Annotated in this window: 19 protein-coding genes; 5 read left to right on the forward strand and 14 right to left on the reverse strand. The window is 55.4% G+C overall.

Annotation, left to right across the window (positions count from 1 at the left end; translation table 11 throughout):
• Positions 1-18: 18 nt before the first annotated feature.
• The 12 genes from recD to rppH all read right to left on the reverse strand — a co-directional run bounded on the left by recD (position 19) and on the right by rppH (position 18,324).
• Positions 19-1,866, reverse strand: coding sequence for an exodeoxyribonuclease V subunit alpha (gene recD, locus A6A26_RS22380; RefSeq protein ID WP_063880780.1), 1,848 nt, complete (start codon positions 1,864-1,866; stop codon positions 19-21).
• Positions 1,863-5,402 (reverse strand): exodeoxyribonuclease V subunit beta, encoded by a 3,540-nt coding sequence (gene recB / locus A6A26_RS22385; protein WP_063880781.1) that lies wholly within the window; start codon positions 5,400-5,402, stop codon positions 1,863-1,865. The genes recD and recB overlap by 4 nt, the downstream gene beginning before the upstream one ends.
• A complete protein-coding gene (gene ptrA, locus A6A26_RS22390) occupies positions 5,399-8,290 on the reverse strand; it encodes a pitrilysin (protein ID WP_063880782.1) in 2,892 nt (963 codons plus the stop codon). The genes recB and ptrA overlap by 4 nt, the downstream gene beginning before the upstream one ends.
• A gap of 100 nt (positions 8,291-8,390) precedes the next feature.
• Positions 8,391-11,768 carry an exodeoxyribonuclease V subunit gamma gene (gene recC / locus A6A26_RS22395; RefSeq protein WP_063880783.1) on the reverse strand — a complete coding sequence of 1,126 codons (3,378 nt, stop codon included), beginning with the start codon at positions 11,766-11,768 and terminating at the stop codon, positions 8,391-8,393.
• Between the two features lie 113 nt (positions 11,769-11,881).
• Positions 11,882-12,208: a prepilin-type N-terminal cleavage/methylation domain-containing protein gene (locus tag A6A26_RS22400; RefSeq protein ID WP_253851917.1), complete on the reverse strand. Its 327-nt coding sequence runs from the start codon at positions 12,206-12,208 to the stop codon at positions 11,882-11,884.
• Entirely contained in the window at positions 12,168-12,572 is a 405-nt protein-coding gene (locus tag A6A26_RS22405) for a DUF2509 family protein (protein WP_063880785.1), read from the reverse strand. Before A6A26_RS22405 ends, A6A26_RS22400 begins: the two co-directional genes overlap by 41 nt.
• Positions 12,569-13,096: a prepilin peptidase-dependent protein gene (locus tag A6A26_RS22410; protein ID WP_063880786.1), complete on the reverse strand. Its 528-nt coding sequence runs from the start codon at positions 13,094-13,096 to the stop codon at positions 12,569-12,571. The genes A6A26_RS22405 and A6A26_RS22410 overlap by 4 nt, the downstream gene beginning before the upstream one ends.
• Positions 13,093-13,563 carry a prepilin peptidase-dependent protein gene (locus A6A26_RS22415; protein WP_063880787.1) on the reverse strand — a complete coding sequence of 157 codons (471 nt, stop codon included), beginning with the start codon at positions 13,561-13,563 and terminating at the stop codon, positions 13,093-13,095. The genes A6A26_RS22410 and A6A26_RS22415 overlap by 4 nt, the downstream gene beginning before the upstream one ends.
• Positions 13,564-13,755: 192 nt before the next feature.
• Positions 13,756-14,550: a thymidylate synthase gene (thyA, locus tag A6A26_RS22420; RefSeq protein ID WP_063880788.1), complete on the reverse strand. Its 795-nt coding sequence runs from the start codon at positions 14,548-14,550 to the stop codon at positions 13,756-13,758.
• Positions 14,547-15,428, reverse strand: coding sequence for a prolipoprotein diacylglyceryl transferase (gene lgt, locus A6A26_RS22425; RefSeq protein ID WP_063881243.1), 882 nt, complete (start codon positions 15,426-15,428; stop codon positions 14,547-14,549). Before lgt ends, thyA begins: the two co-directional genes overlap by 4 nt.
• Positions 15,429-15,537: 109 nt before the next feature.
• Positions 15,538-17,784 carry a phosphoenolpyruvate--protein phosphotransferase gene (gene ptsP, locus A6A26_RS22430; RefSeq protein ID WP_063880789.1) on the reverse strand — a complete coding sequence of 749 codons (2,247 nt, stop codon included), beginning with the start codon at positions 17,782-17,784 and terminating at the stop codon, positions 15,538-15,540.
• A gap of 12 nt (positions 17,785-17,796) precedes the next feature.
• A complete protein-coding gene (rppH, locus tag A6A26_RS22435; protein WP_013026988.1) occupies positions 17,797-18,324 on the reverse strand; it encodes an RNA pyrophosphohydrolase in 528 nt (175 codons plus the stop codon).
• A gap of 686 nt (positions 18,325-19,010) precedes the next feature.
• Here rppH and mutH point away from each other — a divergent pair.
• The 4 genes from mutH to A6A26_RS22455 all read left to right on the forward strand — a co-directional run bounded on the left by mutH (position 19,011) and on the right by A6A26_RS22455 (position 22,016).
• The gene (mutH, locus tag A6A26_RS22440; protein WP_063880790.1) at positions 19,011-19,688 is read left to right on the forward strand and encodes a DNA mismatch repair endonuclease MutH; all 678 of its coding nucleotides are present in this window, start codon (positions 19,011-19,013) and stop codon (positions 19,686-19,688) included.
• 100 nt (positions 19,689-19,788) lie between these two features.
• Positions 19,789-20,499, forward strand: a complete 711-nt coding sequence (locus tag A6A26_RS22445) for a TerC family protein (RefSeq protein ID WP_063880791.1) — start codon at positions 19,789-19,791, stop codon at positions 20,497-20,499.
• A 118-nt stretch (positions 20,500-20,617) separates the two neighbouring features.
• Positions 20,618-20,836, forward strand: coding sequence for a YgdI/YgdR family lipoprotein (locus tag A6A26_RS22450; protein ID WP_063880792.1), 219 nt, complete (start codon positions 20,618-20,620; stop codon positions 20,834-20,836).
• A 139-nt stretch (positions 20,837-20,975) separates the two neighbouring features.
• Positions 20,976-22,016 (forward strand): NADP(H)-dependent aldo-keto reductase, encoded by a 1,041-nt coding sequence (locus A6A26_RS22455; RefSeq protein WP_063880793.1) that lies wholly within the window; start codon positions 20,976-20,978, stop codon positions 22,014-22,016.
• Between the two features lie 88 nt (positions 22,017-22,104).
• On the opposite strand, the gene lysA is transcribed toward A6A26_RS22455, so the two are convergent.
• Positions 22,105-23,355, reverse strand: a complete 1,251-nt coding sequence (gene lysA / locus A6A26_RS22460; protein ID WP_063880794.1) for a diaminopimelate decarboxylase — start codon at positions 23,353-23,355, stop codon at positions 22,105-22,107.
• Positions 23,356-23,457: 102 nt separating this feature from the next.
• Here lysA and A6A26_RS22465 point away from each other — a divergent pair, with 102 nt between their 5' ends.
• Complete coding sequence (locus A6A26_RS22465) at positions 23,458-24,378, forward strand: LysR family transcriptional regulator (protein ID WP_063880795.1); 921 nt, start codon at positions 23,458-23,460, stop codon at positions 24,376-24,378.
• Here the strand turns inward: A6A26_RS22465 and A6A26_RS22470 are convergent.
• Positions 24,375-25,538, reverse strand: a complete 1,164-nt coding sequence (locus A6A26_RS22470; protein WP_063880796.1) for an MFS transporter — start codon at positions 25,536-25,538, stop codon at positions 24,375-24,377. The two genes, A6A26_RS22465 and A6A26_RS22470, sit on opposite strands and share 4 nt — an antisense overlap.
• Between the last annotated feature and the right edge of the window lie 205 nt (positions 25,539-25,743).

Genomic DNA, 25,743 nt, shown 5'->3' on the forward strand with positions numbered 1-25,743 from the left:
ATCCTGCCGCCCTGCTTATTATGCCTGCCCGGCAGCCTCTAACCTTTCCACCAGTCCACTGCGTCGCTGAGTTTGCAGCTGTACGGCACGTTCAAATATTGAGCGATCGCTGTAAATGGTCAGCTGACTGCGCGCGCGCGTAATGGCGGTATAAACCAGCTCGCGAGTCAGCACCGGCAAAAACTGAGTCGGCATGACCAACGCGGTATGGTCAAACTCAGATCCCTGCGACTTATGTACCGTCATCACCCATGCGGTTTCATGGGACGGTAAACGGCTGGGCTGAATCGCTTTGACGCTGCCATCCGGCAACGGAAAAAACACCCTGAGCTGGCCTTCTTCGTCACGTAAAGTAATACCAATATCGCCGTTAAACAGCCCAAGCGCGCTGTCATTGCGGGTGATCATGACCGGACGGCCTGGATACCAGCGGCTGCCCAGCGCAGGACGGCGAAGGCGCTGCAGCTGCATCAGACGTTGCTCTATGCGCTGATTCAGTCCGTGTACGCCAAACGGCCCTTCACGCAGGGCACATAACAGCTGGTAGCGGCTAAATGCCGCGATGGCCTGTTCCGGCGCGGCCTGCTGCTGCACAGCGTGCAGATATGCCTCATAGCCCCGCGCCACCTCGTCCAGCATCGCCTGATAAGCGTCGCCGTCATTGAGCGGCTGAAAAGAAACGTCGTGGTGCCCTGCGGCGAAAACAGTCTTCATCTGGCGCGCATCGCCCTGATTCACCGCCCGGGCCAGTTGGCCGATTCCGGACTTCTCATCGAAACGATAACTCTGCCGCAGCAGGCAAATGCTGTCGCGTACCGCGGGTGCAGCCTCGGTGTCGTTGCCCACAAGCGTACAACCGGTAAGGGTTGTCAGTTGCAAGGCCCGGGAAGCGCTAAACCCTGTTTCGCTACAGCGGCAAATGTCCCCCAGCACTGCGCCCGCCTCAACCGAGGCCAGTTGATCGCGATCACCCAGAAACACCACTCTGGCGTGATGAGGCAGGGCGGAAATCAGTTTTGCCATCATGGTCAGATCGACCATTGAGGCTTCATCCACCACCAGCACATCCAGATGCAGAGGATTTCCCGCGTGATAACGCAGGCGCTGCGTGTCGGGTTGCGCGCCGAGCAGGCGATGCAGCGTCGTCGCTTCCGCAGGGAAACGGGCGCGCTCTTCCTCGTTCACCGCCAGCCCCTGCAGAGCTTTACCCAGCGACTCCGTTAAACGGGCCGCCGCTTTTCCGGTGGGTGCTGCCAGCTGTATGCGCAATGGCAGCGTATTCAGTCGAATCAGCGCAGCCAGCAGTTTTGCTACCGTCGTGGTTTTACCGGTTCCGGGACCACCGGAAATCACGGCGGTTTTGCGCGTCAGTGCCACAGCAGCGGCAATCTTTTGCCAGTCATCAGGAAGGCTGCCAAACAGGTCGTTTAACACCTCACTGGCGCGGTGCGAATCGAAGCGTCCTTCGTCGGGCTGCAATGAGAAAAAGCGCGCAACCTGCCCTTCGCTCTGCCACAGACGATGCAGATACAAACGCTGATTGCTCAGCACCAGCGGGGTAACGGCACTGCCGTCGCTGACTGCCGACCAGCCCGCCAGCTGCGCATGCAGATCGTCCGGTGCGCCTGCAGCCTGCCACAGAGCCTGGGCCAGCGCAGGCTGACGACCTGCAAACAACCCTGCCTCGCTCAGATTAGCCAGCGGCAGACAGACATGGCCTTCTCCGGCATCCGCACTCACGCAGGCCGCTGCCAACAGCAGAAAAGGCTGAGTTTCATCCGCGATTAAGCGGGCAAACTGAATATCCAGAGGACGCAGTAAACGCTTTTCGACTGCCTGGAGCAGCAAGGCGTTTATATCACTCATAACATTTCCTCTGTGTTGCCAAACAACCTATCCATCTCATCAATAAACGCCGGGTCGGGTCGGGTCGCGAAAATGCCGTTATCGGCAGAGCTGCCGTCCATGCCGCGCAGAAACAGGTAAAATACCCCGCCGAAATGCTGTTGGTAGTCGTAGCCTGCCAGCCGATGCTGCAGATAACGGTGCAACGCCAGGGTATACAGCTGATATTGCAGATCGTACCGGTGATCGATCATGGCCTGCTCCATCGCTTCGGGCGTGTAAGCGGCATGGCTTTCACCCAGCCAGTTGGATTTGTAATCCAGCAGATAGTATTTCCCCTGCCAGCGGAACACCAGGTCGATAAAGCCTTTCAGCATGCCTTTGACCTGCCGGAAATCCAGCGTAGCACCGCGCTGCGACAGGGGATCGTAGCGGCGCACCAGCGCATCCAGATCGGCTGCAGTCAGCAAATTGTTAATCGGCAGATAGAATTCCATTTCGATAAGTCGGTCACTGCTGTTGATACTGGCCAGCGTCAGGCCTTCTTTGTTAAGCGGCGTCGTCAGCACGCGCGCAATCCACTGCTGAATGACCGGAAGCCAGCTCAGCGGATAGCCATTTTGCTGCAGCTGATCTTCCAGCCAGATCGCGTCTGGCAGTTCGGTAAAATCAATTGATTCAAACAGCCCGTGCAGAAAAGTACCAGGTGCGGCGCCGCGAGGAAAATGGTGCGGCGTTAACAGAGCGTCTTCATCGTCTGCCGCTTCACCTGCGGCATCAATATCAAATCTAGGTAACGCATCCAGCAGCGGTGAGCTACCGTGCTGCTGTAATCCCGAATAACTGGTGACGCGCCAGCTGTCTGCCAGCGCACGCGTCATTTCCCGACTACTCAGCGCATCGTCACGACCTTCGCCTTCATGCCAGATCGCGCCGGGCTGGAGTTCGCTGCTTATGACCTCAATGCCCGCCCCCTCAAGCGCCTGCAGATGCTGGCTGAGCTGTGCGGCATCGGCAGTTTCACCGCGCTGGACCAGATAACCGAGCGCGCTTTTGTGCAGATCGCTCTCGCCTTCTTTTTTACGTGCCCCTTTGATCAGCGGCGCAATGCCCACGCTGCAGTGGTACACCGAGCGGGTAAGCGCCACGTAAAGCAGACGCAAGTCTTCTGCCAGCCGCTCCTCTTCTGCCAGCGACAGGCTTTGCTCATCGCCCTGCACGTCCAGCATCGCGGCAAAGCTTTCGCGATCGTGATACAGGGCGCTGGCGGCCTCGCGGAAGCCGGCGGCAAAGGGCAGCCAGACCAGAGGATACTGCAGCCCTTTCGATTTATGAATGGTGACGATTTGCACCAGGTGGCGATCGCTTTCCAGCCGCAGCTGCTGGCTGGAGGCCTGGTTGTCGGGACGGGCAATTTGCTGCGCCAGAAAACGCACCAGCGCATGCGTGCTGTCGAGTTGTACTGCCGCTTCCTGCAGTAATTCCCCCAGGTGCATCAGATCGGTTAAGCGCCGTTCACCGTTGTCTGACGCCAGCATATTTTCGGCCAGCTGCCGCTTGATCATCACGTCACGCAGCATGGGTAAAACACCACGCTGATGCCAGATTTGCTGCCAGCTGACAAACTGCTCTACCAGCGCATCCCAGTCGCGTTCGTTCTGCGTCAGAGCGTCCAGTTCTGCGGCATCAATCGCAAAGATGGATGTCGCCAGCGCGCTGCGCAGTAATCGCTCCTGCTCAGGCGACTGAACCGCCTGTAAAAGCCACAACAGCTCACGCGCTTCGGGCGTAGTGTAAACGCTGTCGCGACTGGACAGATAAACCGAGGGAATCGCCAGGCTGTTCAGCGCATCGCGGATCAGGCTGGCCTCGGTCCGGCTGCGGACCAGCACGGTAATGTCCGATGCTTTAACCGGCTGTAGGGCATCACCTTTGCCAATCTGCGCCTGTCCCTGCTGTCCCGCCACCAGCCAGCGGCTGATGTCTGCAGCACACTGCTGTGCCATAAATTGTTGGTAATCACTTACTCCAACGCCTTCTCCCGGCTGAAGCCAGAAGCGTAAGGCGGGCTGCGGCTGTTGCTGGTAAATCAGTTTCAAGTCCTGGTTGGGCGCAGCCGGACTGACCGGGAGAAAAGGGATCGAAGAGAACAGAAACGGCGCATCGACCTGCGAAAACAACCGGTTAACGCTGTCCACCATTTCTGGGGACGAACGCCAGTTGGTATCTAATGTGTAGTGAGCACTAACTTCACTCCGGGCGCGCAGATAGGTAAAAATATCCGCGCCACGGAAAGCATAGATAGCCTGCTTGGGATCGCCGATAAGCAGCAGCGCTAAGTCTGGCTGATGAATATACAGCGTGCGGAAGATGCGATACTGCTGTGGGTCGGTATCCTGAAATTCATCGATCAATGCCACCGGAAAACGGCTACGAATGGTTTCAGCCAGAAGCACCCCGCCCGGCTGCTGAAGCGCCTCATCCAGACGACTTAACAGGTCATCAAAGCCCAGTAATGCACGCTGACGCTTCTCACGCTGGACTGCTTCGCGGACCTCCGTCAGGGCCTGCCAGATAATGACATCGCGTAACGTTAGCGGTTCTGCCAGGAACCGATCCACCGCGTCAAACAGGGAATGCTGTGGCGCCTCGCCCTTTTTCGTTTTCTCATGCAGCACCTGCTGTCCAAAGCGCTCCAGCTCTTTGGGATACTGATAATCAAGCGTCTCACTCTGTGCCCACTGCGTCACTTTGGTAACCCAGTTAGGTAAGTGCTTACTGCTATAACTGCGTTTATCAACGCCAGACGCGGTAATAATGCCTTCCACATCGTCGCTGGCGGCCTGCCACTGCTGCTTAAGGGCGTTGATACGCTGAAGATTGGCCGCATGACGTGAGGCCAGGGTTTCATCTGCACGAGGCGGATGCCTGAGCGTTGGCGATTCCCCCTGTAGCCAGGGTCGTAGCGTGGTCAGCAAACTGTCTGGCCCGCTCCACTCCGCCGCAATCACTCTGGCCACATCCAGCGACAGCGGGTAACACTGACGACGCCAGAAATCGGCCGTCGCCTGCCGGAGCAGGGTTTGTTCGTTTTCAATCAGCTCCTGCTCGAACAGCATCCCCGATTCAAACGCGTTCAGGTTAAGCATGCGCTGACAGAAGCCGTGGATGGTGAAAATAGCCGCTTCGTCCATTTGCCGCTCGGCCGCCAGCAGCTGTGACGCCGCCTGTGGCAGGTCAGGGATTTGTGCAATCAGCTGTTGATGCATCGGGTTTTGACTTTTACCGCGCACGCAGGCCAGCCGTAGCTGATGGATATTGTCACGAATACGGCCGCGAAGCTCCGCCGTGGCGGCTTCGGTAAAGGTCACCACCAGAATTTCTTCGACGGACAGTGGCCTGCGCCAGGCATACTCACCGCCCAACCCTAACAGCAGGCGTAAATAAAGCAGGCCGATAGTGAACGTTTTACCGGTCCCCGCTGACGCCTCAATTAATCGCTCGCCGTTCAGCGGCAGCGTTAACGGGTCAAGTGACTCGGGCCTTGACTGCATCATTGGATTTCACTCTTTACCGGCAGCGACTGCTGCAGTTTGGCGATTTCCTGCCAGGTTCTCCAGCCAGGTAGTGGAGCAAATTCAATTTTGCGCTCGCCGCTACCAGCTATCTGCGACGTCATTGCCATCCCTTTTTTCTGCATCACGGCCTGATGAAAGAAATCGGCCAGACCGGCTGGCGTAAGCAGCTGGACCTGCTCCATCAGCTTTTGCCGGGTATCAAAATCGTAGTTCTGGCGATCAAAATCACGGCTAAAACGATCGGCTTCTTCATTTAGCGTTTGCGGACGCTGTTTAAGATCGTTGAGCATCGCCTGCTGGTACTGGGTAAAGTCGGCCTGGCTCATCGTGCGAAGCCGCTGCTCTGCCTGCGGATAGAATGCCTGATAGCGCTGCATCAGATAAGCGGGCTGCTTGCTGTTACTTTGCAACAGAAAACCGATTCCCCACTGGCGTCCTACTGGCATCCGGAAGGCAAACACGGCATAGCCCAGTTGCTCTTCTGTACGCAGCTGGTTGTAAAACCAGGGCTGCACGATCTGGCTGAGCATCGCGCTGTTCGCCATGCTTTGGTATTCGTCATAGCCCAGGGGAATATAGAGTGCCGCCAGCGCAGAGTCTGTGCTGCTACCGTGCTGTTCCAGATTCGCCTTCAGCGGCTTTTCAACGCTGAGGTAGTTGCTGTGCCAGTAGTGAATACCTCCACACTGCATCTGTTGTTTCAGATCGCGCCCCAGTTGGGTCACGCTGTCGGCGCTGAGATTGCCCACCGCCATCATTTCCGGCGTGGCATTTTTAATTAACGCATCACGGTAGGCTACCACCTCATCCAGCGTAATGCCGCTCACCAGTTTGCGTCGTGTCTCGCGCTGGGTGTAAGGCAGTTGCGATAACAGCTGCATAGGCTGAATCGCCTGCTCAAAGGCTTTGCCTTTTTCGGCCGCATCCAGCCGCTCCAGGTACCAGGATTTGGCCTGCTCAAGCTGAGATTCACTGGGCCGGAAAGTGCTGTAACGATCAACTAACTGTTTGAGTAATGCGGGCAGGCGTTGCGTAAAGCCACTGGCGTTAAAGACCAGGCCATCGTTTTCACTGGTCGAGAAACTGATCCCGCCAATCGACGCCTGCGAACTCAGCTCATCCAGCGCGAGGCTGGCCAGATAGTCGTTCAGACCAAACAGCACCTGTTGGCGCGCATCGCTGATGGCCTGCTGATTTCGCAGCGCGACGGTAATGCTGGCTTTGGGTTCACTGCTATAGAACTGGCTTGGCATCCAGTAAATGCGCATACCGTAATCGTTATCCAGCTTCACCGGATGGCGGTAGACCTTGTCCCCGGTAGCAACCAGCGAGAAATCATCAGGAATGTAGGGATTCAGTACGGGCATCGCGAATTGCATGTCACGCCCGCGCTGCTGCCACTGGGTAAACGTCTGAGCGGTGATCTTATCAACCTGATAAGGCGCGTTGACAAAATAGGCCAGCTTGTTGTGCGGTTCCTGTGGGCTGATGTACCAGATGCGTGCATTCTGCGGCGTCATGCTGTTAAGACGGCCCTGAATCGCCTCAGCATCATACTGGTCGGCAAGGTAAGGCGCATCCAGCGTGTGCTCCACCGGCACACGCAGCATTGTATCGGCCAGCCATTCGATATAATCCATATTGCGCGTGATGGAGGGATAACGGAAATCCAGCGCCAGAACACGGGAAACTTCGTCGAAATAGCGGCGATCGATGCCTTTTTCTCGCAGCATAGAAATGTAGCTAAAGACGGCCGCAACCACATCATCGCGCTGGGCAAGGCCTTTATCGGTTAGCGACACGTTGACCGTAAAAACGCCGCTGTTGCGTTCGGTGACAGGGTCGGCCCCTGCGCTGACGCCATCGGCCAGCCCCTGTTTTTGCAGCCAGTCTGCCAGCGTATTTGGGCTACGGTTGCCCATTAAATAGCCGATGAGCGTGTCCGTTTTGCTGCGGAAGCGGGCACTGTTATTCGGGATACGGAACTCGATTTTCAACTGCTTACGGGGTTGTGCAGGCACGTAATGAATAATAATGCCCTGCTGTGCTTCCGTGACGACCGGCTCGCTAATCGCGGGGACGCTGGCATTGTGGTTCGCCACCCGACCAAAGGTGTTGGCCGCAATGGCGGCCATCTGCGCCAGGGGTTGATTACTGTAGATAACCGCCTTCATCAGATTGGCCGAATAGTGACCATGATAAAAGTCCAGCAGCGCCTGATGCAGGTTACTACCCGGCTTATCCCGTAGCGTTTCCAGATTGCCCCCGTAAAAGTGTGCTGCCGGATGGGCCGGATTGATCGTCTCGGCACTGACCTGCCCCATGCGCAAACCGTCCCGTGCGCGCGCCATGGTCAGCTCGGCATTGACTGCGTGGCGTTCCCGGTCAGCATTGACCGGGTCCAGCAACGGCTCAGCAATCGCGTCCGCAAGGCGATCGACGGCAGGCTCCAGCGCATCGTTTTCCACTTCAAGGTAATAAGCCGTGCGATAGGATGCGGTACTGGCGTTGTGACTGCCCCCGTGCTTCTTGAGGAAGTCAGCCAGGCTGTCAGGCTGCGGATAACGCGTTGAGCCCATCAGCACCATGTGTTCAAGGTAGTGCGCCAGGCCAGGCTGTTGCGCAGGATCGTCCAGTGAACCAATCGGCAGCGTTAAGGCCGCCAGCGACTTAGGTGCATCCTTGTCTGATACCAGCAGCACGGTCATGCCATTATTCAGCGTGATCGCCTGATACTGGCGCGAATCCTGTTGGCTTTTACCAATGGTACTGTTAACGGGCTGCCAGCCGGGGCCGGTCTCGGCCTGAACCGTAAACGCCACCAGGCTGAACAGGATGGCCAGGATCAAGCGTGCATGTGTGCGCATGTAAACCTCTTACGTTACCCAAAAGCCGCCTTGCCAGCGCATCGACGGCTGAAAATACAACAAACGTTTTTGGTGTTCTCATCACCTGTAAAGGTGTGACTTACCGATCGTCCTGATGGGCCTGCAGTACCGGCAAGTACCAGTGCTCCGCGGCCTCGGTTATGCGCTGTACATGAGACGCGTCCAGTGCCCTGCACAACCGCTGCAAATAGGGATCGCTCCCCTCGCCCTCCTGCTGATAACCGCCCACCCAGGCCGCCAGCAAACTATTACGGGCTTTGAGCTGAGTCGCCTCATCCGTCAGGAACTGTTGGCTTTTTTTATCGAAACAGGCGTTGAGCCAGGCACCGCCGCTTTTGGTCAGCAGCATTAAGGGTTCCCGCATTCCCTGCAGATAGCCTTGCATGTAGCGCGCTAACGTGGCGATGGCGTCATCCGGCGTAACGGCGTGGAAGCACCAGTAACTGTGCTGTCGGCCAAATATCCGGCTTCTGCCGTTACCGCCCAGTGCACAATAAACTAAATGCTCGAGCCACAGTAATAAACCATCATTGATATTCAGCACGCCCGGACGCCAGCGCAACAGACCATCGCTCTGCACCTGGGTCAGCCAACCGGATAACCTGACGCCGTCCAGATCCAGATTGATCTCCCAGCTTTCACCTTCGCTGCGTTGACTGCTCACTTCCGCCGCCACCTCCTGCATCTCTTCGCGCTGAGCCTGCCAGAACAGCTCGCCAAAGGCACCGTAAGGTAAGTTTCCTGCGGCGCGATGATGTGCATAAAGACGATCGGTGTCATCGCCCGTCACCAATGCATTCAGTAACTGGGCATTAATCTGGTAACGCTCCAGGCTGTCCAGGGCAAAAGGCTCGCTATCGGGCAGTTCATTTTCCTCAAGCCAGAAACTGACGCCCAGACGTTGCTGAAACCAGGCCCGAACCGGATGACGCCAGAATCGCAGGAACTGCTCCAGGGCGAGTGTCTCTACGGGCGGAGTGAGCAGGGGCTGGACAAAATCAGGTTGCGGCTGGCCTGTGCCTTGCGCAGCCGGGAGCCACTCGCGGGCAAAGCTGCGTGCCGTCGACGCGGGCTGGAAGTTTTCCGGCGCAAACGGCATGCGGCTGTGTAAATGTTCCAGATGCGCCCTGACCCGCAGTGCGCTCTCGTCCAGATCCAGGTCCTCATCCCCGGGCAGGTAAAAACTTTGCCCGATATACTCCAGTAATTCAGTGACCAGTACTGAGGGATAGCGTTCGGTGTTGTCCTGGATTGCGCGTCCGATATAGCTGATATAGAGCTGTTGCTGTGCCGAAATCAGGGCCTCCAGAAACAGGTAGCGGTCATCATCACGTCGGCTGCGGTCGCCTTTGCGCGACTGCTGCTGCATCAGGTCAAATCCCAGCGGCGCTAAGGTGCGCGGATAAACGCCGTCATTCATGCCCAGTAAGCATACGACACGGAAAGGAATGGAGCGCATCGGCATCAGGGTACAAAAGTTGATTTGCCCGGCAAGAAAGCGTTGGCTGATGCGCTGCTGGTCCAGCCGACCGCGCAGATCGTCACGCAGCAATACCACCGGGATCGGCTCATCGAAACGTGCGTCCATGCCATATTCAATCAGCGCCTTCCACTGCTCTTCCACCAGCAGTAATGCGGCTTCAGTTTCCGTATCGGCCGTAAAGAACGCATTGAGCAGCTCGCGGCATAAAGGCAGCCAGGCTTCCAGCGGGCGCGGTTCGGACAAGACCTGACGCCAGTGATTAAGCCGTGACAACAGTTCGGCCAGATGGCCCGCCAGTTCGGCCACCAGCCCGCTCGACTCATCGTAAGGTAAAATGCCCTGCCAGTCGCCATGCTGACTTTCCATCGCATAGCCAAGCAGCATGCGTTGCAGGCCAAAGCGCCAGGTGTGCTGACCGGTAACTGGCAAGGACAATGCCTCAACGCTGGCATCATCCAGCCCCCAGCGGACGCCGGACTCACTTACCCAGCGCCGCAGTAAACGCAGTCCGCTCTCATCAATAGAGAAGTGATTCGCTAAGGCGGGTACGTCCAGCAGCGCCAGCACATCCTCTGAGACAAAACGGCTGTCGGGCAGCGCCAGTAACTGCAAAAAAGCGACAATCGCCGGATGCGCCTGGCTGGCCCGACGGTCAGAGATGGCAAAGGGGAGATAGCGTTCGGTCGGCGCATTGGCAAACACGGCCTGAATAAAGGGCGCATAAGCGTCAATGTCTGCCACCATGACGATAATATCGCGCGCTTTTAACCCAGGACTGGCCTCCATCAGCGCCAGTAAATGATCCTGCAGCACTTCCACTTCGCGTTGCGCGCTGTGGCAGACCTGTATGGCAATCGAGCGATCCTCGGGGTCCAGTTGACGCTTTTGTCCGCTGTAGGCCAGTTCATCCGCCGTCAGGCCAATCACCGCGTTGTCCTGCAGGTTGAGAAGATCGTGCTGCATGCTGTGTAGCAGGTTGTCTTCTTCAACATCGACAAAGGCGTCAATTTCGCTGTTGAGATCCATCTGGCTGAGCAGATAAAGATTATCGCGCCCCAGCTTGCCCCAGGAGGCCAGAAGCGGGTTAGTCAGCTGCTGCTCGCCCTGTTCACTGAACAGCGCAGGCGCGCGTGCCGCGTCACTAAACAATCCACGGTATTCGTCCCGATCGTGGCGGCGACGCTGGCGACTTTGTAACTTCGCCAGAAAGGCATAATCCTGAATGTCGCCCCAGTAATCGCGGCAGGGATTCGTGAACAGCAGGTAAATATCAATGTGGCGGCCCAGCGCCTGCAACGCCTGCAGATAGACCGGCGGAAGCGCTGAAATACCACAAATAAAAACCCGCTCGGGCAGGTTAGCCGGGGCGGTCTGCGCCTGCTCCAGCGTATGAATAAAGCGGGCATAGAGGTTGGCACGGTGCCATTTAGGCTGGCCCAGTTCCTCGGTGTAATTCACTAAGTCACGCCATAGCGCCGCCTGCCAGATCTGAGCATCGCCCAGGCCGTCAATGTTTTGGCCACGTTCCCAGCTGTTCAGCCAGTCGGCGCGATAAACCAGATACTGGTCAAACAGGTCAGCGATACGGGCGCTGAGCTGAAACAGCTTGCGCTTGTCGCCATCGTCGCTCAGGTAATGACGCAGCGAGGCAAACTCATCCTGGCGCAGCAGTGAGGGTAAACGGTGCATCAGTTTCCAGCTCATGCTGGCTTTACTGAAGGCGCTTTCGACCGGAATGTCCGGCAGGACGCGAACAAACATTTCCCAGATAAAGCTGGCCGGTAGCGGGAATTCGATATTCGCCGCAATACCAAAGGTTTGTGCCAGTTCCATCTGTAACCATTGCGCCATGCCCGGACTCTGCACCAGAACCATTTCTGAGGCGAAGGGATCGTCAAGTGGGTCCAGTTTAATCACTCTGGCTGCCAGGCTTTTGAGCAGATCAAGCTGATTAGAGTGATAAACGTGAAACATGAAAACTCCTGTGGAAAATCAAAACGGCATAGCGACGTCAGAGGGTATTCACTCTACCGCGTATCGCATTTGAAGCCTAACAAAAGGCGGTGGGCGATAGCGCCCCCTGGCGGTTAACAGGTTACACGCATCAGGCTGGCGTGACGTTGATACGGCCCGCTTACCTCGGCTTTTTCCAGCACACAGCCCGCCGGCCCCTGGGTTTTCTCTGACCGGGATTGCCAGCCCGGCACCTCGCGGCCGAGCAGCCGTTGCTCTGCCACGCGCCAGGCTTCGCGTTGTTGCCACTGCTGACTGAATCCCAGCGTCAGCACCCGGTGATACTGCAACAGAGCGCTGGTGCTGACGGCCATCAGGAGCAGAGCAAACAGGGCTTCCGGCAGGCTGAACCCTCCCGCATCAGAAGCAGTCTTCCGCTGCGGCCAGCGGGCAGTAGTCAATCCAGCCTTGCGGCAAGGGATGAAGACGGCTGCCCTGCACCCTGACCCAGTGCCATGAGGCCATCTCACTGGTGCGGTCTTCACCTTTAAGCAATCCCTTATCATCTGCGGTTCTCTGCAGGCAGCTCTGCCAGCCATACTGTTTCTCCTGCTGGCAGGTCAACGTCTGTTGTTCCGGCCACTGTAATGTCAGCCCCCACTGCAGCGCCGACTGCGCCTGCCAGAATCCCTGAATGAAACGCTGTTCATCGGCCACTCCGCTCATCCCCTGCGCCAGCATCTCACGGCTGGCATGCAGCGTCAGGCTCCCTGTCAGCATAATGATCAACACCATGCCCAGCGCACTGTTGCCCTGCGCCTTCACAAATTCATGCCCTCGACCCAGCGTGCTACCGTTTCGTCCTGTTGACCAGCCCGGCCCTGCAGCAAAATGTTGATCAGGCGGCCTTCCCGCTGCACATCAAAGGCTTCCACGGAGAGAAAAGCGGGATCGGACAAGCGCTCCCATCCACCGCCGTTACAGTTATCCACACCGCGCTGCATCTCCAGCTGTTTTTGTCGCAGACGATAGCCGTAATAGTCGCTTTCGCTGTGGCTGATCCCTTCCCAGTGACCGTTGCTGTTTTCATCAACGCGAATAAGCAGACAGCTCTCCGCTACCGTCACTCCCCCGCTGCCACATTCTCCCTGGCAATATCCCGCCCTGCGCACGGCTTTTTCCAGGGTAGACAGTATTTGCTGCAACTCCAGGCGCAACTGCACCCGCTGTTGCAGCCTGAGGTTTTCACCCAGCAGCAGCGGCATAAAGCGCCCCGCCCCGACCATCAGTACCGCACTGATGGACATCGCAATCAGCATTTCCAGCAGGCTAAATCCGGCCATTTTCATTCACAGCCCGCTTCATCTGCCAGACACAGGCGAATCCGTGCCCGTGAAGAGATAATCAGCCGTATTCGTCCTGCCGCATTCACCAGCTCAATGCTACCGGCTTTGGCAACGTTGCGGCGTCCGTAAAAACCGGGTTCACCGCGCAACGGCTGCAAGGCGACATCCGCGTGCGGCGCAATAAAATGCAGACGCCTGGCGGCCTCACAGCCGTTGACCGGTGGTTCGGCTACACCAACGCACCAGGGCTGGGTCGTGCGCGCCCACAGAATAAAGTCGCGGTTTTGCCAGTTGGCCTGCGCCCGCACGCTGAGCAGAAAGTTCTGCAGTTGCCGGGCGCTGTCCCGTAACTGTTGACGCTGCTGCCAGCGTTGCCAGCCCTGAGTGGCAAATGCACTGAGAATACCGACAATCACCATGACAAACAGCAGCTCTGCCAGCGTGAAACCTTTTGACGTTTGTTTTTTCATGGCAGTAGAGTGCGGTGTGGCGGGCGGTCTGGCAAAGTGAAAAACCGGGAACGGGAAGCGGCGCTGCAGAGGCGTTTATCTGGTTGTTGTGTTTAAACAAAAGTTTGCGATCAACGCCGCAATGTTACGCCAGACAAACAATAAAAAACCCCGGTATACAGCGCCATACCGGGGTTTTTTATGGGGCGAGATTTAAACGGCAACCGGCGCTTTAATCGCTGGATGCGGATCGTAGCCTTCAATCTCGAAATCGTCGAAGTGATAATCAAACAGCGACGCTGGCTTGCGCTTGATAATAAGCTTAGGCAGGGGCCGCGGCTCACGCGTTAGCTGCAGGCGAGCCTGCTCAAGGTGATTGCTGTACAGGTGCGTATCGCCCCCGGTCCAGACGAAATCGCCCACTTCCAGATCGCACTGCTGCGCCACCATATGCACCAGCAGCGCATAACTCGCGATATTAAACGGCAGGCCGAGGAAGATGTCGCAAGAGCGCTGGTAAAGCTGGCAGGACAGTTTGCCGTCGGCAACATAGAACTGGAAAAATGCATGGCAGGGTGCCAGCGCCATCTCGTCCAGCTCACCGACGTTCCAGGCGGACACAATAATGCGGCGGGAATCCGGATCGCGTTTCAGTTGTTCAATCACCTTGGTGATTTGATCAATCTCCTGGCCGCTTGCCGTGCCCCAACTGCGCCACTGTTTGCCGTAAACCGGCCCCAGATTACCCTGTTCATCCGCCCACTCATCCCAAATTGAGACCTTGTTTTCTTTGAGGTAACCAATGTTGGTATCGCCTTGCAGAAACCAGAGCAGTTCATGAATGATGGAGCGTAGATGGCACTTCTTGGTGGTGACCAGCGGAAAACCATCCTGCAGATTAAAACGCATCTGGTGACCAAAAATTGAAAGCGTGCCTGTACCGGTACGGTCAGATTTTGGTGTGCCTTCGTTCAGCACGTAGCGCATTAAGTCCAGATACTGTTTCATTTTTCCTCGTGAAGTTGTTGCTGCGGGCGACGACGGTACGCCCAAATCATCATAATCACACCGGCAATGATCATGGGCAGAGACAGGAGTTGTCCCATGCTGAGTCCACCGGTGAGCAAACCAAGCTGTGCGTCGGGCTGACGGAAGAATTCGACAATAAAGCGGAAGCAGCCGTAGCCAATCAGGAACAGGCCAGAAACGCTGCCCATCGGGCGTGGTTTACGAATAAACAGGTTCAGGATAATGAACAGCACGATACCTTCAAGAAACAGCTCATAGAGCTGTGAAGGATGACGTGGCAGTACGCCATAAGTGTTCAGTAATGCCTGATATTGTGGGTTGTTGGCTGCCAGCGCGATATCTTCGCTGCGCGAACCCGGGAACAGCATGGCAAAACGGAAGTTGGGATCGACACGGCCCCACAACTCACCATTGATGAAATTACCAAGGCGACCGGCACCCAGGCCAAACGGAATCAGAGGCGCAATAAAGTCTGAAACCTGGAAGAAATGTCGTTTGGTACGGCGAGCGAAGATCAGCATCACCAGAATCACGCCAATCAGTCCACCGTGGAATGACATACCGCCATCCCAGACTTTGAACAGGTACAGTGGGTTATCGAGAAACAGGGGCAGGTTATAAAACAGCACGTAACCAATACGTCCACCCAGGAAAACGCCCAGGAAACCCGCGTAAAGCAGGTTTTCTACTTCCTCTTTTTTCCAGCCACTGCCCGGCTTATTCGCCCGACGCACCGCCAGCCACATGGCGAAAACAAAACCCACCAGATACATCAATCCGTACCAGTGAAGCGAAAGCGGTCCGATCGAGAAGATTACCGGATCGAACTGCGGAAATGCGATATAGCCGTTATTCATCATTCACCGTATATTTTCAGCCCTGAAAAGGGGACGTGATGCACATAAATTAGGGCTGGGCATGATAGCACAGCCAGTTTTCTGAGTAGCCGCAGAAATGTAACCTGGGTTAACGCCCACCCCGAATCAGGCCGCCCAGACCGCGCTCTTCCATAAACGCCGACACCAGCTGACGCACATCTGACGCCGAGTAAGCTTTGAGCGCCTGGGTACTGAGTTTCTGCACTTCTTCGTAATCCAGATGGCGCAGCAGATATTTTACGCGCGAGACATTCTTGCCGTTCATGCTGAGATGGTGATATCCCATCCCTATCAAGAGCGCCACACACATCGGATCGCCCGCCATTTCACCACACAAGCATAATTCCAGATTCGCCAAATGGGCTTCAATGGAAATGGCCTGCAGCGCGCGCAGCATCGCCGGATGCAGTGAATCATACAGATTCGCCACGCGCGTATTGTTGCGATCCACCGCCAGTAAATACTGGGTCAGGTCATTGGTCCCGACAGACACAAAATCGACGCGTGAGGCCAGATGCGGGATCATAAACAGCATGGAAGGCACTTCAATCATAATCCCGATGCGCGGCTTCGGAATCGCATAGCCGAGCATCTCTTCCACTTCCGTGCCGGCGCGTTGAATAAGGCGTTTGGCCTCGTCGATCTCATCGATATGGCTAATCATCGGCAGTAAAATGCTCAGATTGCCTGACGCGGCGTTAGCACGCAGCATGGCGCGCACCTGCACCATAAAAATCTCGGGTTGGTCGAGCGTGAGACGAATGCCCCGCCAGCCCAGGCAAGGGTTCTCTTCACTAATCGGCATGTACGGCAACTGTTTGTCTGCCCCGATATCCAGCGTGCGCAGCGTAACCGGTTTTTCATGGAACAGTTGTAACATGCCCTGATACTGAGCAACCTGCTCTTCTTCGGACGGGAAGCCGCTCTGCAGCATAAAGGGAATTTCAGTGCGATAAAGGCCAATACCGTCAACCCAACTGCCCAGCGTCTGCTCATGCTCCGGGCTTAACCCCGCATTGAGCATGACCTGCACGCGCTGACCGCTTCTCAGTTCACCAGGCCTGTCCACGCCGCCTTCAGCCATTTTACTGAGGGCATTTTCTTCACTGATTAACCGTTGGTACTCCTGCACCAGCACCGGTTCAGGATCGATCAGCAGTTCGCCGCGATAGCCATCGACAATCAGCAGACGTTTGTTTAACTGACTGGGCTGAATGTCCGCGCCCATGACGGTCGGAATCCCCATCGCGCGGGTTAAAATGGCCGCGTGGGAGTTTGCCGCGCCGTCGCGGACCACAATCCCCGCCAGCCGCTCGTGGGGAATTTCCGCCAGCGTTGTCGCCGTCAGTTCATCCGCCACCAGGACGAAACGCTCAGGCCAGGCGTTGACGCCCACCAGAGAATCATCGAGGTGAAACAGCAAGCGCTGCCCCAGCACCCGCAGATCGCCTGCGCGCTCTTTCAGGTAGCTGTCCGTCAGGCTGGCAAACTGGGCGGCAAACTTTTCAATCACGGTTTTGACCGCCCACTCGGCGACCGATCCGCGTTCGATCTCAGCAAAGAGATCTTTTTTCAACCGTGCGTCAGTTAACAGGTGTGAGTAGAGGTCGAAGATCGCCGCGCTCTCTTTCTGCGCGCTGGCGGTAAAGCGTTTGCTGAAGCGACGAAATTCATTGGCGGCTTCACTCATCGCCAGCGATAAACGTTCGCGTTCACGTTGCTGATCCAGCGTCGAGGCGGCAGAAACCTGATCAAGCAGCGGCTGGGTTTCATCCACCCATCCCGGAGCGACAGCGACACCTGGCGCGGCAGCAATGGCCCGAATGCGCGCCAGACGATACTGACCGAACAACTGACTCAACTGCGATTGAGACAGTAGCGCTGCCAGCTGCGTGGCTAAGGTAACGAGAAACGACTCCTCGCTTTCATCAAACTGTCGATGTTCACGCTGCTGAACCACCAACACGCCCATGAGCTGACGGCGGCTGATAATAGGCACGCCAAGGAAAGAGCGATAGCGCTCTTCCTTTACAGAAGGGATGTACTTATAGCTGGGATGGCTCTGCGCATCGGCAAGGTTAATTGGCTCGGCAAGTCGCCCCACCAGGCCCACAATACCTTCATCAAACGCCAGCTTGACCGTTAAGCCACGCGGTTTTTTCAGGCCGCGTGTGGCCATCAGGTAATAACAGCGACGTTCGTGATCGGCGAGGTAGACGGAACAAACTTCCGTTTCCATCGCCAGGCAGATCTCATTAACCAGAATGTCGAGTGCTTCATTCAGACGTGGCGCACTCGCCACCTTTTCAACAATTTCTCGCAACTGAGTGAGCATAAAGGGCGTGGCCTATCCTCTTTTACGTCGATGGGCAGGATGATTTCGCTGCACCGCACTCTCCTGCATGGACATGACAACGCCAGCAAATTCTTTCATAACCCGACGATAAACATCGCGCTTAAAAGAAACAACCTGACGTACCGGATACCAAAAACTTACCCACCGCCAGCCGTCGAATTCCGGCGTGCTGCTGTGTTGCACATTAATATCTGCGTCATTACACATCAACTGCAGAAGAAACCACTTTTGTTTCTGACCAATACAAACCGGTTTTGTGTCCCAACGCACCAAACGTTTTGGCAACTTGTAGCGTAGCCAGTTACGGGTAGAAGCAAGTATTCGAACATCTTTGCGGTGTAACCCGACTTCTTCGAACAGTTCGCGATACATTGCCTGTTCTGCGGTTTCACCGGGATTGATGCCTCCCTGAGGAAATTGCCAGGAGTGCTGTCCAAAGCGCCTGGCCCATAACACTTGCCCCTGCCTGTTACAAATTACGATACCAACATTCGGGCGGTAGCCATCATCATCGATCACCGGACTACCTCAAAAGCTAAAATTGAATGGTCTGATTGTTTCACACTCCTTACAGGCGGTAAACCACTGGATTTGCGGGCGGTTACAGGCGTAATACTGGGATAACTCACAGACTAATGCGAAGTTATAAACAAAGGACACTAAAAAGAGCGATCTTATTCACGTTTTCTGTGGATAGCTTTGTGCAGAACGCGGGAGTTAACTGAATAACATCTCAGGATACTTCGGAGGAGGCTCAAAACCAGATTGTCTTTTTCAATTGAAATGTAAGATAATTTTTTTGCAGAACCCGCTTTTTACCCACTGAAAATCCACCGGACAAATCCTTCACGCTGACAATTGGCTAAAGATCCACCACAACGCTTTTTATCCACAGCAATCGGCTTAAGCTTGCATCAAAACGGCCAATTCTTGTCAAAAACTGGCAAAGTCAAGGCTGTAAATGGAACCAGTAGGCCGTTCCAGCCAGGGTTATCCCATTTTTCTGTGGATAACTGGGCCTGAGATCCTGTTCATTGTTGATAGCAAGTTGGGATAACCTGCTACATTAGTGAGAGCAGGCAAATTTCACTTCAAAAAAAAGTACTATGTTTCATGTTATTATGTGAGTTATACCGCGTTCTTTCCTGTGGAAAACCTTAGGTTGCTGCAGGCTGCTTAATTATTAATCATTATGAGTTATTCACATGACATTCCTTCCCGGGCAACCTGAAGATGAGGCAACGTTGCTGTCACGCGCGCAGACGCTGGCGGGTTTAACGCTGCAAACCCTGGCTGAACAGGCGGGCATTCCGATGCCTGCCAACCTTAAACGGGACAAAGGCTGGGTAGGTATGCTGCTGGAATTACACTTAGGTGCCAGCGCGGGCAGTAAAGCAGAACAGGATTTTGCCCATCTGGGGATAGAACTAAAAACGATCCCTGTCGATCGCTATGGCAAGCCGCTGGAAACCACGTTTGTGTGCGTCGCGCCACTCACCGGTAACAGCGGTGTGACGTGGCAAAACAGCCATGTTCGCCATAAGCTGGCGCGCGTCCTGTGGGTCCCGGTAGAGGGCGAGCGTGAAATCCCCTTAGCTGAACGCCGGGTTGGCGCGCCGCTGCTGTGGAGCCCTGACGCGCAGGAAGATGAAATGCTGCGTCAGGACTGGGAAGAGTTAATGGATATGATCGTACTGGGCAAGGTGGAACGTATTACCGCCCGTCATGGTGCCTGGCTGCAGATTCGCCCGAAAGCGGCCAACAGCAAAGCGTTAACCGAAGGGATTGGCGATCGCGGACAGCCGATCATGACGCTGCCACGTGGTTTTTATCTCAAGAAAAGCTTTACCGGCCCCTTACTGGCGCGTCATTTCCTGGTCTGACGACGGCGTTCTCATGTCCGATACTGTATTTAAAGGTGAGTTAGACAAATTTGGTGCGTATAATCTTTGTTTAATTTTCGTTTAGGATATGAGTGCAGGTATGTTCGATTGGATTTACGATCCCAACGCCTGGCTGGCGCTGGGTACCCTGACCATTCTGGAAGTGGTGCTGGGCATTGATAACATTATCTTTCTGTCGCTAGTGGTGGCGAAACTTCCCAAACACCAGCAAGCCCGCGCACGTCGTATCGGTTTGATGGGTGCCATGCTCATGCGTCTGGGTTTACTGGCCTCCATTGCCTGGGTCGCTAAACTCACCAACCCGCTTTTCACGCTGATGGATCATGCTTTTTCAGCACGCGATCTGATCCTCCTGTTTGGGGGATTATTTTTGCTGTGGAAATCCAGCATGGAGATTCATGAAACCATTGAAGGCGAGGAAACCGAGCACAAGAGCAACGTTAACTCGTTCTTTGGGGCGATTGTCCAAATCATGTTGCTCGACATCATTTTTAGTCTCGACTCGGTGATTACGGCCGTGGGCCTCTCTGATCATCTGTTTATTATGATGGCGGCGGTCGTCATTGCCGTGCTCATGATGATGTTTGCTGCCCGCACTATTGGCGAGTTCGTTGATCGCCATCCGTCGGTAAAAATGCTGGCACTTTCGTTCCTGATTTTGGTGGGTTTCACCCTGATTCTGGAAAGTTTCGCCGTGCATGTACCAAAAGGTTACATTTATTTTGCCATGTTCTTCTCAATGGCCGTTGAGTGCCTTAACCTTATGCGCAGTAAGAAAAAAGTGAGCTAGCGTTGTCAAGGGCGGCCCCGCGCCGCCCCGTTATTTTCAGATTGATACGATTAACCCAATCGGTAAAAGGATTTATTACTACACTTTTTGCTATGGACGATTCGTGAGGATAAGCATAATGAAAGGGCTGATTAAAATTGTATTACTGGCCGTTGCTGCGGTGACATTAGCGGGATGTAGTTCCAATTATGTCATGGCAACAAAAGATGGCCGTATGATTATGACCGAAGGCAAACCGAGTATTGATAAAGAAACGGGGCTGGTGCAGTACACCGATCAGTCGGGCCATACCGTGCAGATTAACAGTGATGAAGTCTCGACCATTATTGAACGCTAGATGCGAAACGTATCAGCCTGTCGCCACTCCCCTCGTCGGCAGGCTACTTCTCTTTGTTGTTCCCCTTTGTTACCCGCTACGCCTCGCGCTATAGTCCCTGAAGACAGAATACTTATCCCTACAGAAAAGGAAGCCGGCAATGCATTATCACCGTATCCCCCATAGCACGCTGGAAGTCAGCCAGCTTGGATTGGGCACCATGACGTTTGGTGAGCAAAACAGCGAAGCCGACGCCCACGCTCAACTGGATTTAGCTGTCAGTTCGGGCATTAACCTGATTGATACCGCCGAGATGTATCCGGTACCGCCGCGTCCCGAAACCCAGGGGTTGACCGAAAAGTATATTGGTAGCTGGTTAAAAAAGACCGGCAGCCGGGATAAAATCATTCTCGCCAGTAAAGTCGCCGGGCCGACGCGCGGCAACGATGCATCGATTCGCCCTAACATGGCGCTGGATCGCAAAAATATTCGCGAAGCGCTGGACGCCAGCCTGAAGCGCCTCAATACCGACTACATTGACCTGTATCAGCTGCACTGGCCGCAGCGCCAAACCAACTTCTTTGGCAAGCTCGGCTATCAATACAGTGAGAACAGCGTGCCTGTCACCTTGTTAGAAACGCTGGAAGCGCTGGCCGAGCAGGTACGGGCAGGCAAAATTCGTTATATCGGCGTATCGAATGAAACGCCGTGGGGCGTAATGCGTTACCTGCAACTGGCTGAAAAGCACGAGCTACCGCGTATCGTCTCTATTCAAAATCCCTACAGCCTGCTGAATCGCAGTTTTGAAGTGGGCCTGGCAGAAATCAGTCAACATGAAGGCGTGGAACTGCTGGCCTATTCATGCCTGGCCTTTGGTACGCTGAGCGGAAAATACCTTAACGGTGCGCAACCTGCTGGCGCGCGCAATACCCTGTTTAGCCGTTTTACGCGTTACAGCGGTGAGCAGTCGCAACTGGCGGTGGCGGAATATGTGGCGCTGGCTCAACAGCATCAGCTTGATCCTTCACAAATGGCACTGGCTTTTGTCCGTCAGCAACCCTTTGTTTCCAGCACCCTGCTGGGCGCGACCACGCTGGACCAGTTACAGATCAATATTGACAGCGCCAACCTGACCCTCAGCAATGAGGTTCTGGAAGCGCTTGAAGCGATCCATCGCCGTTATACCTATCCTGCACCTTGATATGTACTGCCAGCCGTGCTGTTGCGCGGCTGGCGTATATCGGCCATCGTCTTTCCCTTTCCCGACAGCCTGACTGCGCGCATTAGGCTCATTCCAGCGCCAGCAGTTCCTCAATGCGCTGTGCGCGACGAATTTCCCGCGGCTCGCCGTTTTCGAACAGGATCTCAGGAATCAGCGGACGGCTGTTGTAGTTGGAAGACATCGACGCGCCGTAAGCGCCGGTATCATGAAACACCAGGTAATCACCGACTTTAGCGGCTGGAATCGCCCGGGTTTCCACCTTGCCACCTTCAAGCTGGGTAAAGACATCGCCTGACTCGCACAGAGGCCCCGCGACCACGCTATCGATCGTCGTTTGCTCGTTGATAGTCCGGTTATCACCTGCCATCAGAGAGATATGGTGATAGCTGCCGTACATGGATGGGCGCATCAAATCACTGAAGCCTGCATCCACCAGCACAAAGTGACGGCTGCCCATCTCTTTTACCGCCCGAACCTGCGAAACCAGCACACCTGACTCTGCGACCAGGAAACGGCCAGGTTCAATTTCCAGCTTCACGGCATGGCCCAGATGTTCAGCTACGCGCTGACGTGCGGCATCCCACAGGCCAAAATAGTGTTCGGTATCGATCGCGTCTTCCCCATAGTGATAGGGAACAGACAGACCGCCGCCGGCAGAGATAGCCTCAATATCCTGACCAAATTGCACCACCAGATCGACCATCGCATCGCAGACCTGCTGCAGGTGCGCATAGTCCACGCCTGAACCGATATGCATATGAATACCGATGAGGCGCAGTCCATATTGTTCAATGGCGGCCTGTGCAGCAGGCAGATCGCTGGGCCAGATACCGTGTTTACTGTTTTCGCCGCCGGTATTGGTTTTTTGGCTGTGGCCGTGACCAAAACCCGGATTGATACGCAGCCAGACCGCGTGTCCGGGAGACACGGCACCCAGTTGATGCAGCATGTCGACGGAGCCGGCATTCACCGGCACCTTGAGTTCAGCTATCCTGGCCAACGTGGCGTTATCCAGAACATCAGCGGTAAAGACGATTTCATCGCTGTTGGGCTTAAAGCCCGCCACCAGCGCACGCTCAATCTCGCCCAGGGAAACTGAATCGACTTTTACTCCCGCAGCATGCATCAGGCGCAGAATGTGCGTGTTAGAACAGGCTTTTTGCGCAAAACGCACCACGTCGAAGGCGTGCAGTTGGGCAATGCGCTGTTGAATAATCTGCGCATCATAGGCCCAGAATGGACCGTTATACTGGCGCGCTAGCGGCAATAAATGGTCAACGTTGAGGGCAGATTCAGTCGTATTGAGTGGACGAGGCATGAAATTTTCTCCTGTGGCAATAAAGCCATTAAGCCAGAATCGTGCCATGCCGAAAAATATCTGTTTTAATAGCATCTATGCAAAAATGATATGGAATAGCCCATGGCAAACATCAACTGGCGGCATATCGAGATTTTTCATGCCGTTATGACCAGTGGGAACCTCACTCAGGCTGCAACGCTGCTGCAAACCTCGCAGCCCACCGTCAGCCGTGAACTGGCGCGCCTTGAACGGCAGCTGAGTCTGAAGTTGTTTGAACGCGTGCGCGGCCGCTTACAACCCACGGTACAGGGATTACGTCTGTTCGAAGAGGTACAGCGCTCGTGGTATGGGCTGGATCGCATCATCGATGCGGCAGAAGGATTGCGCCAGTTTCGCCAGGGCGAACTGTCCATCGCCTGCCTGCCGGTCTTTTCCCAGTCACTGCTGCCGCCTGTCTGTCAGACTTTTTTGCAGCGTTATCCCGATGTCAGTCTGAATATTATTCCGCAGGAATCACCGCTACTGGAAGAGTGGCTGTCGGCACAGCGTTATGATCTGGGGCTTACGGAAACGCAGCATGCCCCCGCCGGGACCGTTCGACAGGCGCTACTGACCTGCGATGAAGTGTGCGTGTTGCCGCAGCAGCATCGACTGGCACAGCACAGCGTGCTGACGCCGCAGGATTTTGCCGGTGAGAACTATGTCAGTCTGTCACGCACGGACAGCTATCGTCAGTTGCTCGACGCGCTGTTTCATGAACAGGGCGTGACGCGCAGGATGGTGATGGAAACCCACAGTGCAGCGTCCGTCTGCGCCATGGTGCAGGCCGGTGTAGGGATCTCGGTGGTGAATCCGCTGACGGCATTAGATTATGCCGACAGCGGTGTGGTCATGCGCCCTTTTAGCGTCGCCGTGCCTTTTACTATCAGCCTGGTCAGGCCGCAACATCGGCCAGCATCGGCCCTGGTGGAGGCGTTTGTGAGCCATCTGCAGCAACAGGTGGCCCGTTTTCCAGAGCAGATTGCGAGCAAACTCGCTTAAGCATGCACCCGGGCCGCCGTACCGCCTGACTTGCGGAAGGTGATCAGGCAAACGATCAGCCCAATCGCCGCCAGGCCAGCAGCGGCAACCGGCACCGCCGTCAGTCCATAGCCGCGCGCGATCACTGCACCACCGACCCACGCGCCCAGCGCATTGCCCACGTTAAAAGCGGAAATATTCAGGGTTGAAACCAGATTGGGGGCTTCTTTACCGTGGCGCACAACATTGATCTGCAGGCCGGGAACCGTTGCAAAGGTTGCCATCGCCCACAGGAATAATGTGATTTCCGCCAGCCACAGCGCATGGCTGGTCCAGCTAAACAGCAGTGAGAACAGCGTAATCAGCGAAAAACTGCCGATCAGGCTCAGGGAGACTTTACGGTCGGCCATTTTGCCCCCCAGAATATTGCCCACGGTCAGGCCCGCGCCAATCAGGAACAACGTCCAGCTCACGCCACGATCGCCAATGCCGGTAACCTGCAACAGCAACGGCGCAATGTAGCTGAACAGTGCAAACATGGCGGCGGCGAAACATACCGTCATCAGCAATGACAGCCACAGTTTGCCATTTGCCAGCGCGCTGATTTCGCTTGCCAGATTGACCGGCTTCTCGTTTTTATTCCCCGGCAGACTGGTGATCAACGCGATAAATGCCAGCACGCCGATAGCCGAAACGCCCCAGAACGTGGCGCGCCAGCCAAACAGCTGACCAAACCAGGTTCCCAGCGGCACGCCTAAGACGTTTGCCAATGTGAGACCAGTGAACATCAACGCGACGGCTGAAGCCTGACGATCGGCGGAAACCAGACTGGCTGCAACCACCGACCCTATCCCAAAGAAGGCACCGTGACAGAGCGCAGTCACCACACGTGCCAGCATCAGTAAGTTATAACTGTAAGCCAGCGCACACAGCAGATTGCCGATGATAAAAATCACCATCAACAGGATTAGCGTTTTCTTACGCGGCAATTTCGCCGTTAACAGCGCCATGACTGGCGCACCGATTGCCACGCCTAATGCATAACCGCTAATTAACCAACCAGCTGACGGAATGGTCACACGCAAATCGTTTGCGACTTCCGGCAGCAGGCCCATGATCACAAACTCAGTGGTTCCGATGGCGAACGCACTCAGCGCCAATGCCAGCAATGCAACAGGCATAACACTCTCCCAAAAATGATAATTGCTGCGTGACAGGTGACTCACGCAATGTTATGAACGAGCTATAATTTATGATCTACATCACACTGTGTATTACAGCATAGCTGCCTGTCATCTGATACTCACATAACAACAACAATCTATTGCGTAAATGGCAATAATTGACACACACTCCAACTACGCTTATTAAACATACTGTTAGAGA

Source organism: Pantoea sp. OXWO6B1 (assembly GCF_001641135.1).
Taxonomy (GTDB): Bacteria; Pseudomonadota; Gammaproteobacteria; order Enterobacterales; family Enterobacteriaceae; genus Pantoea; species Pantoea allii.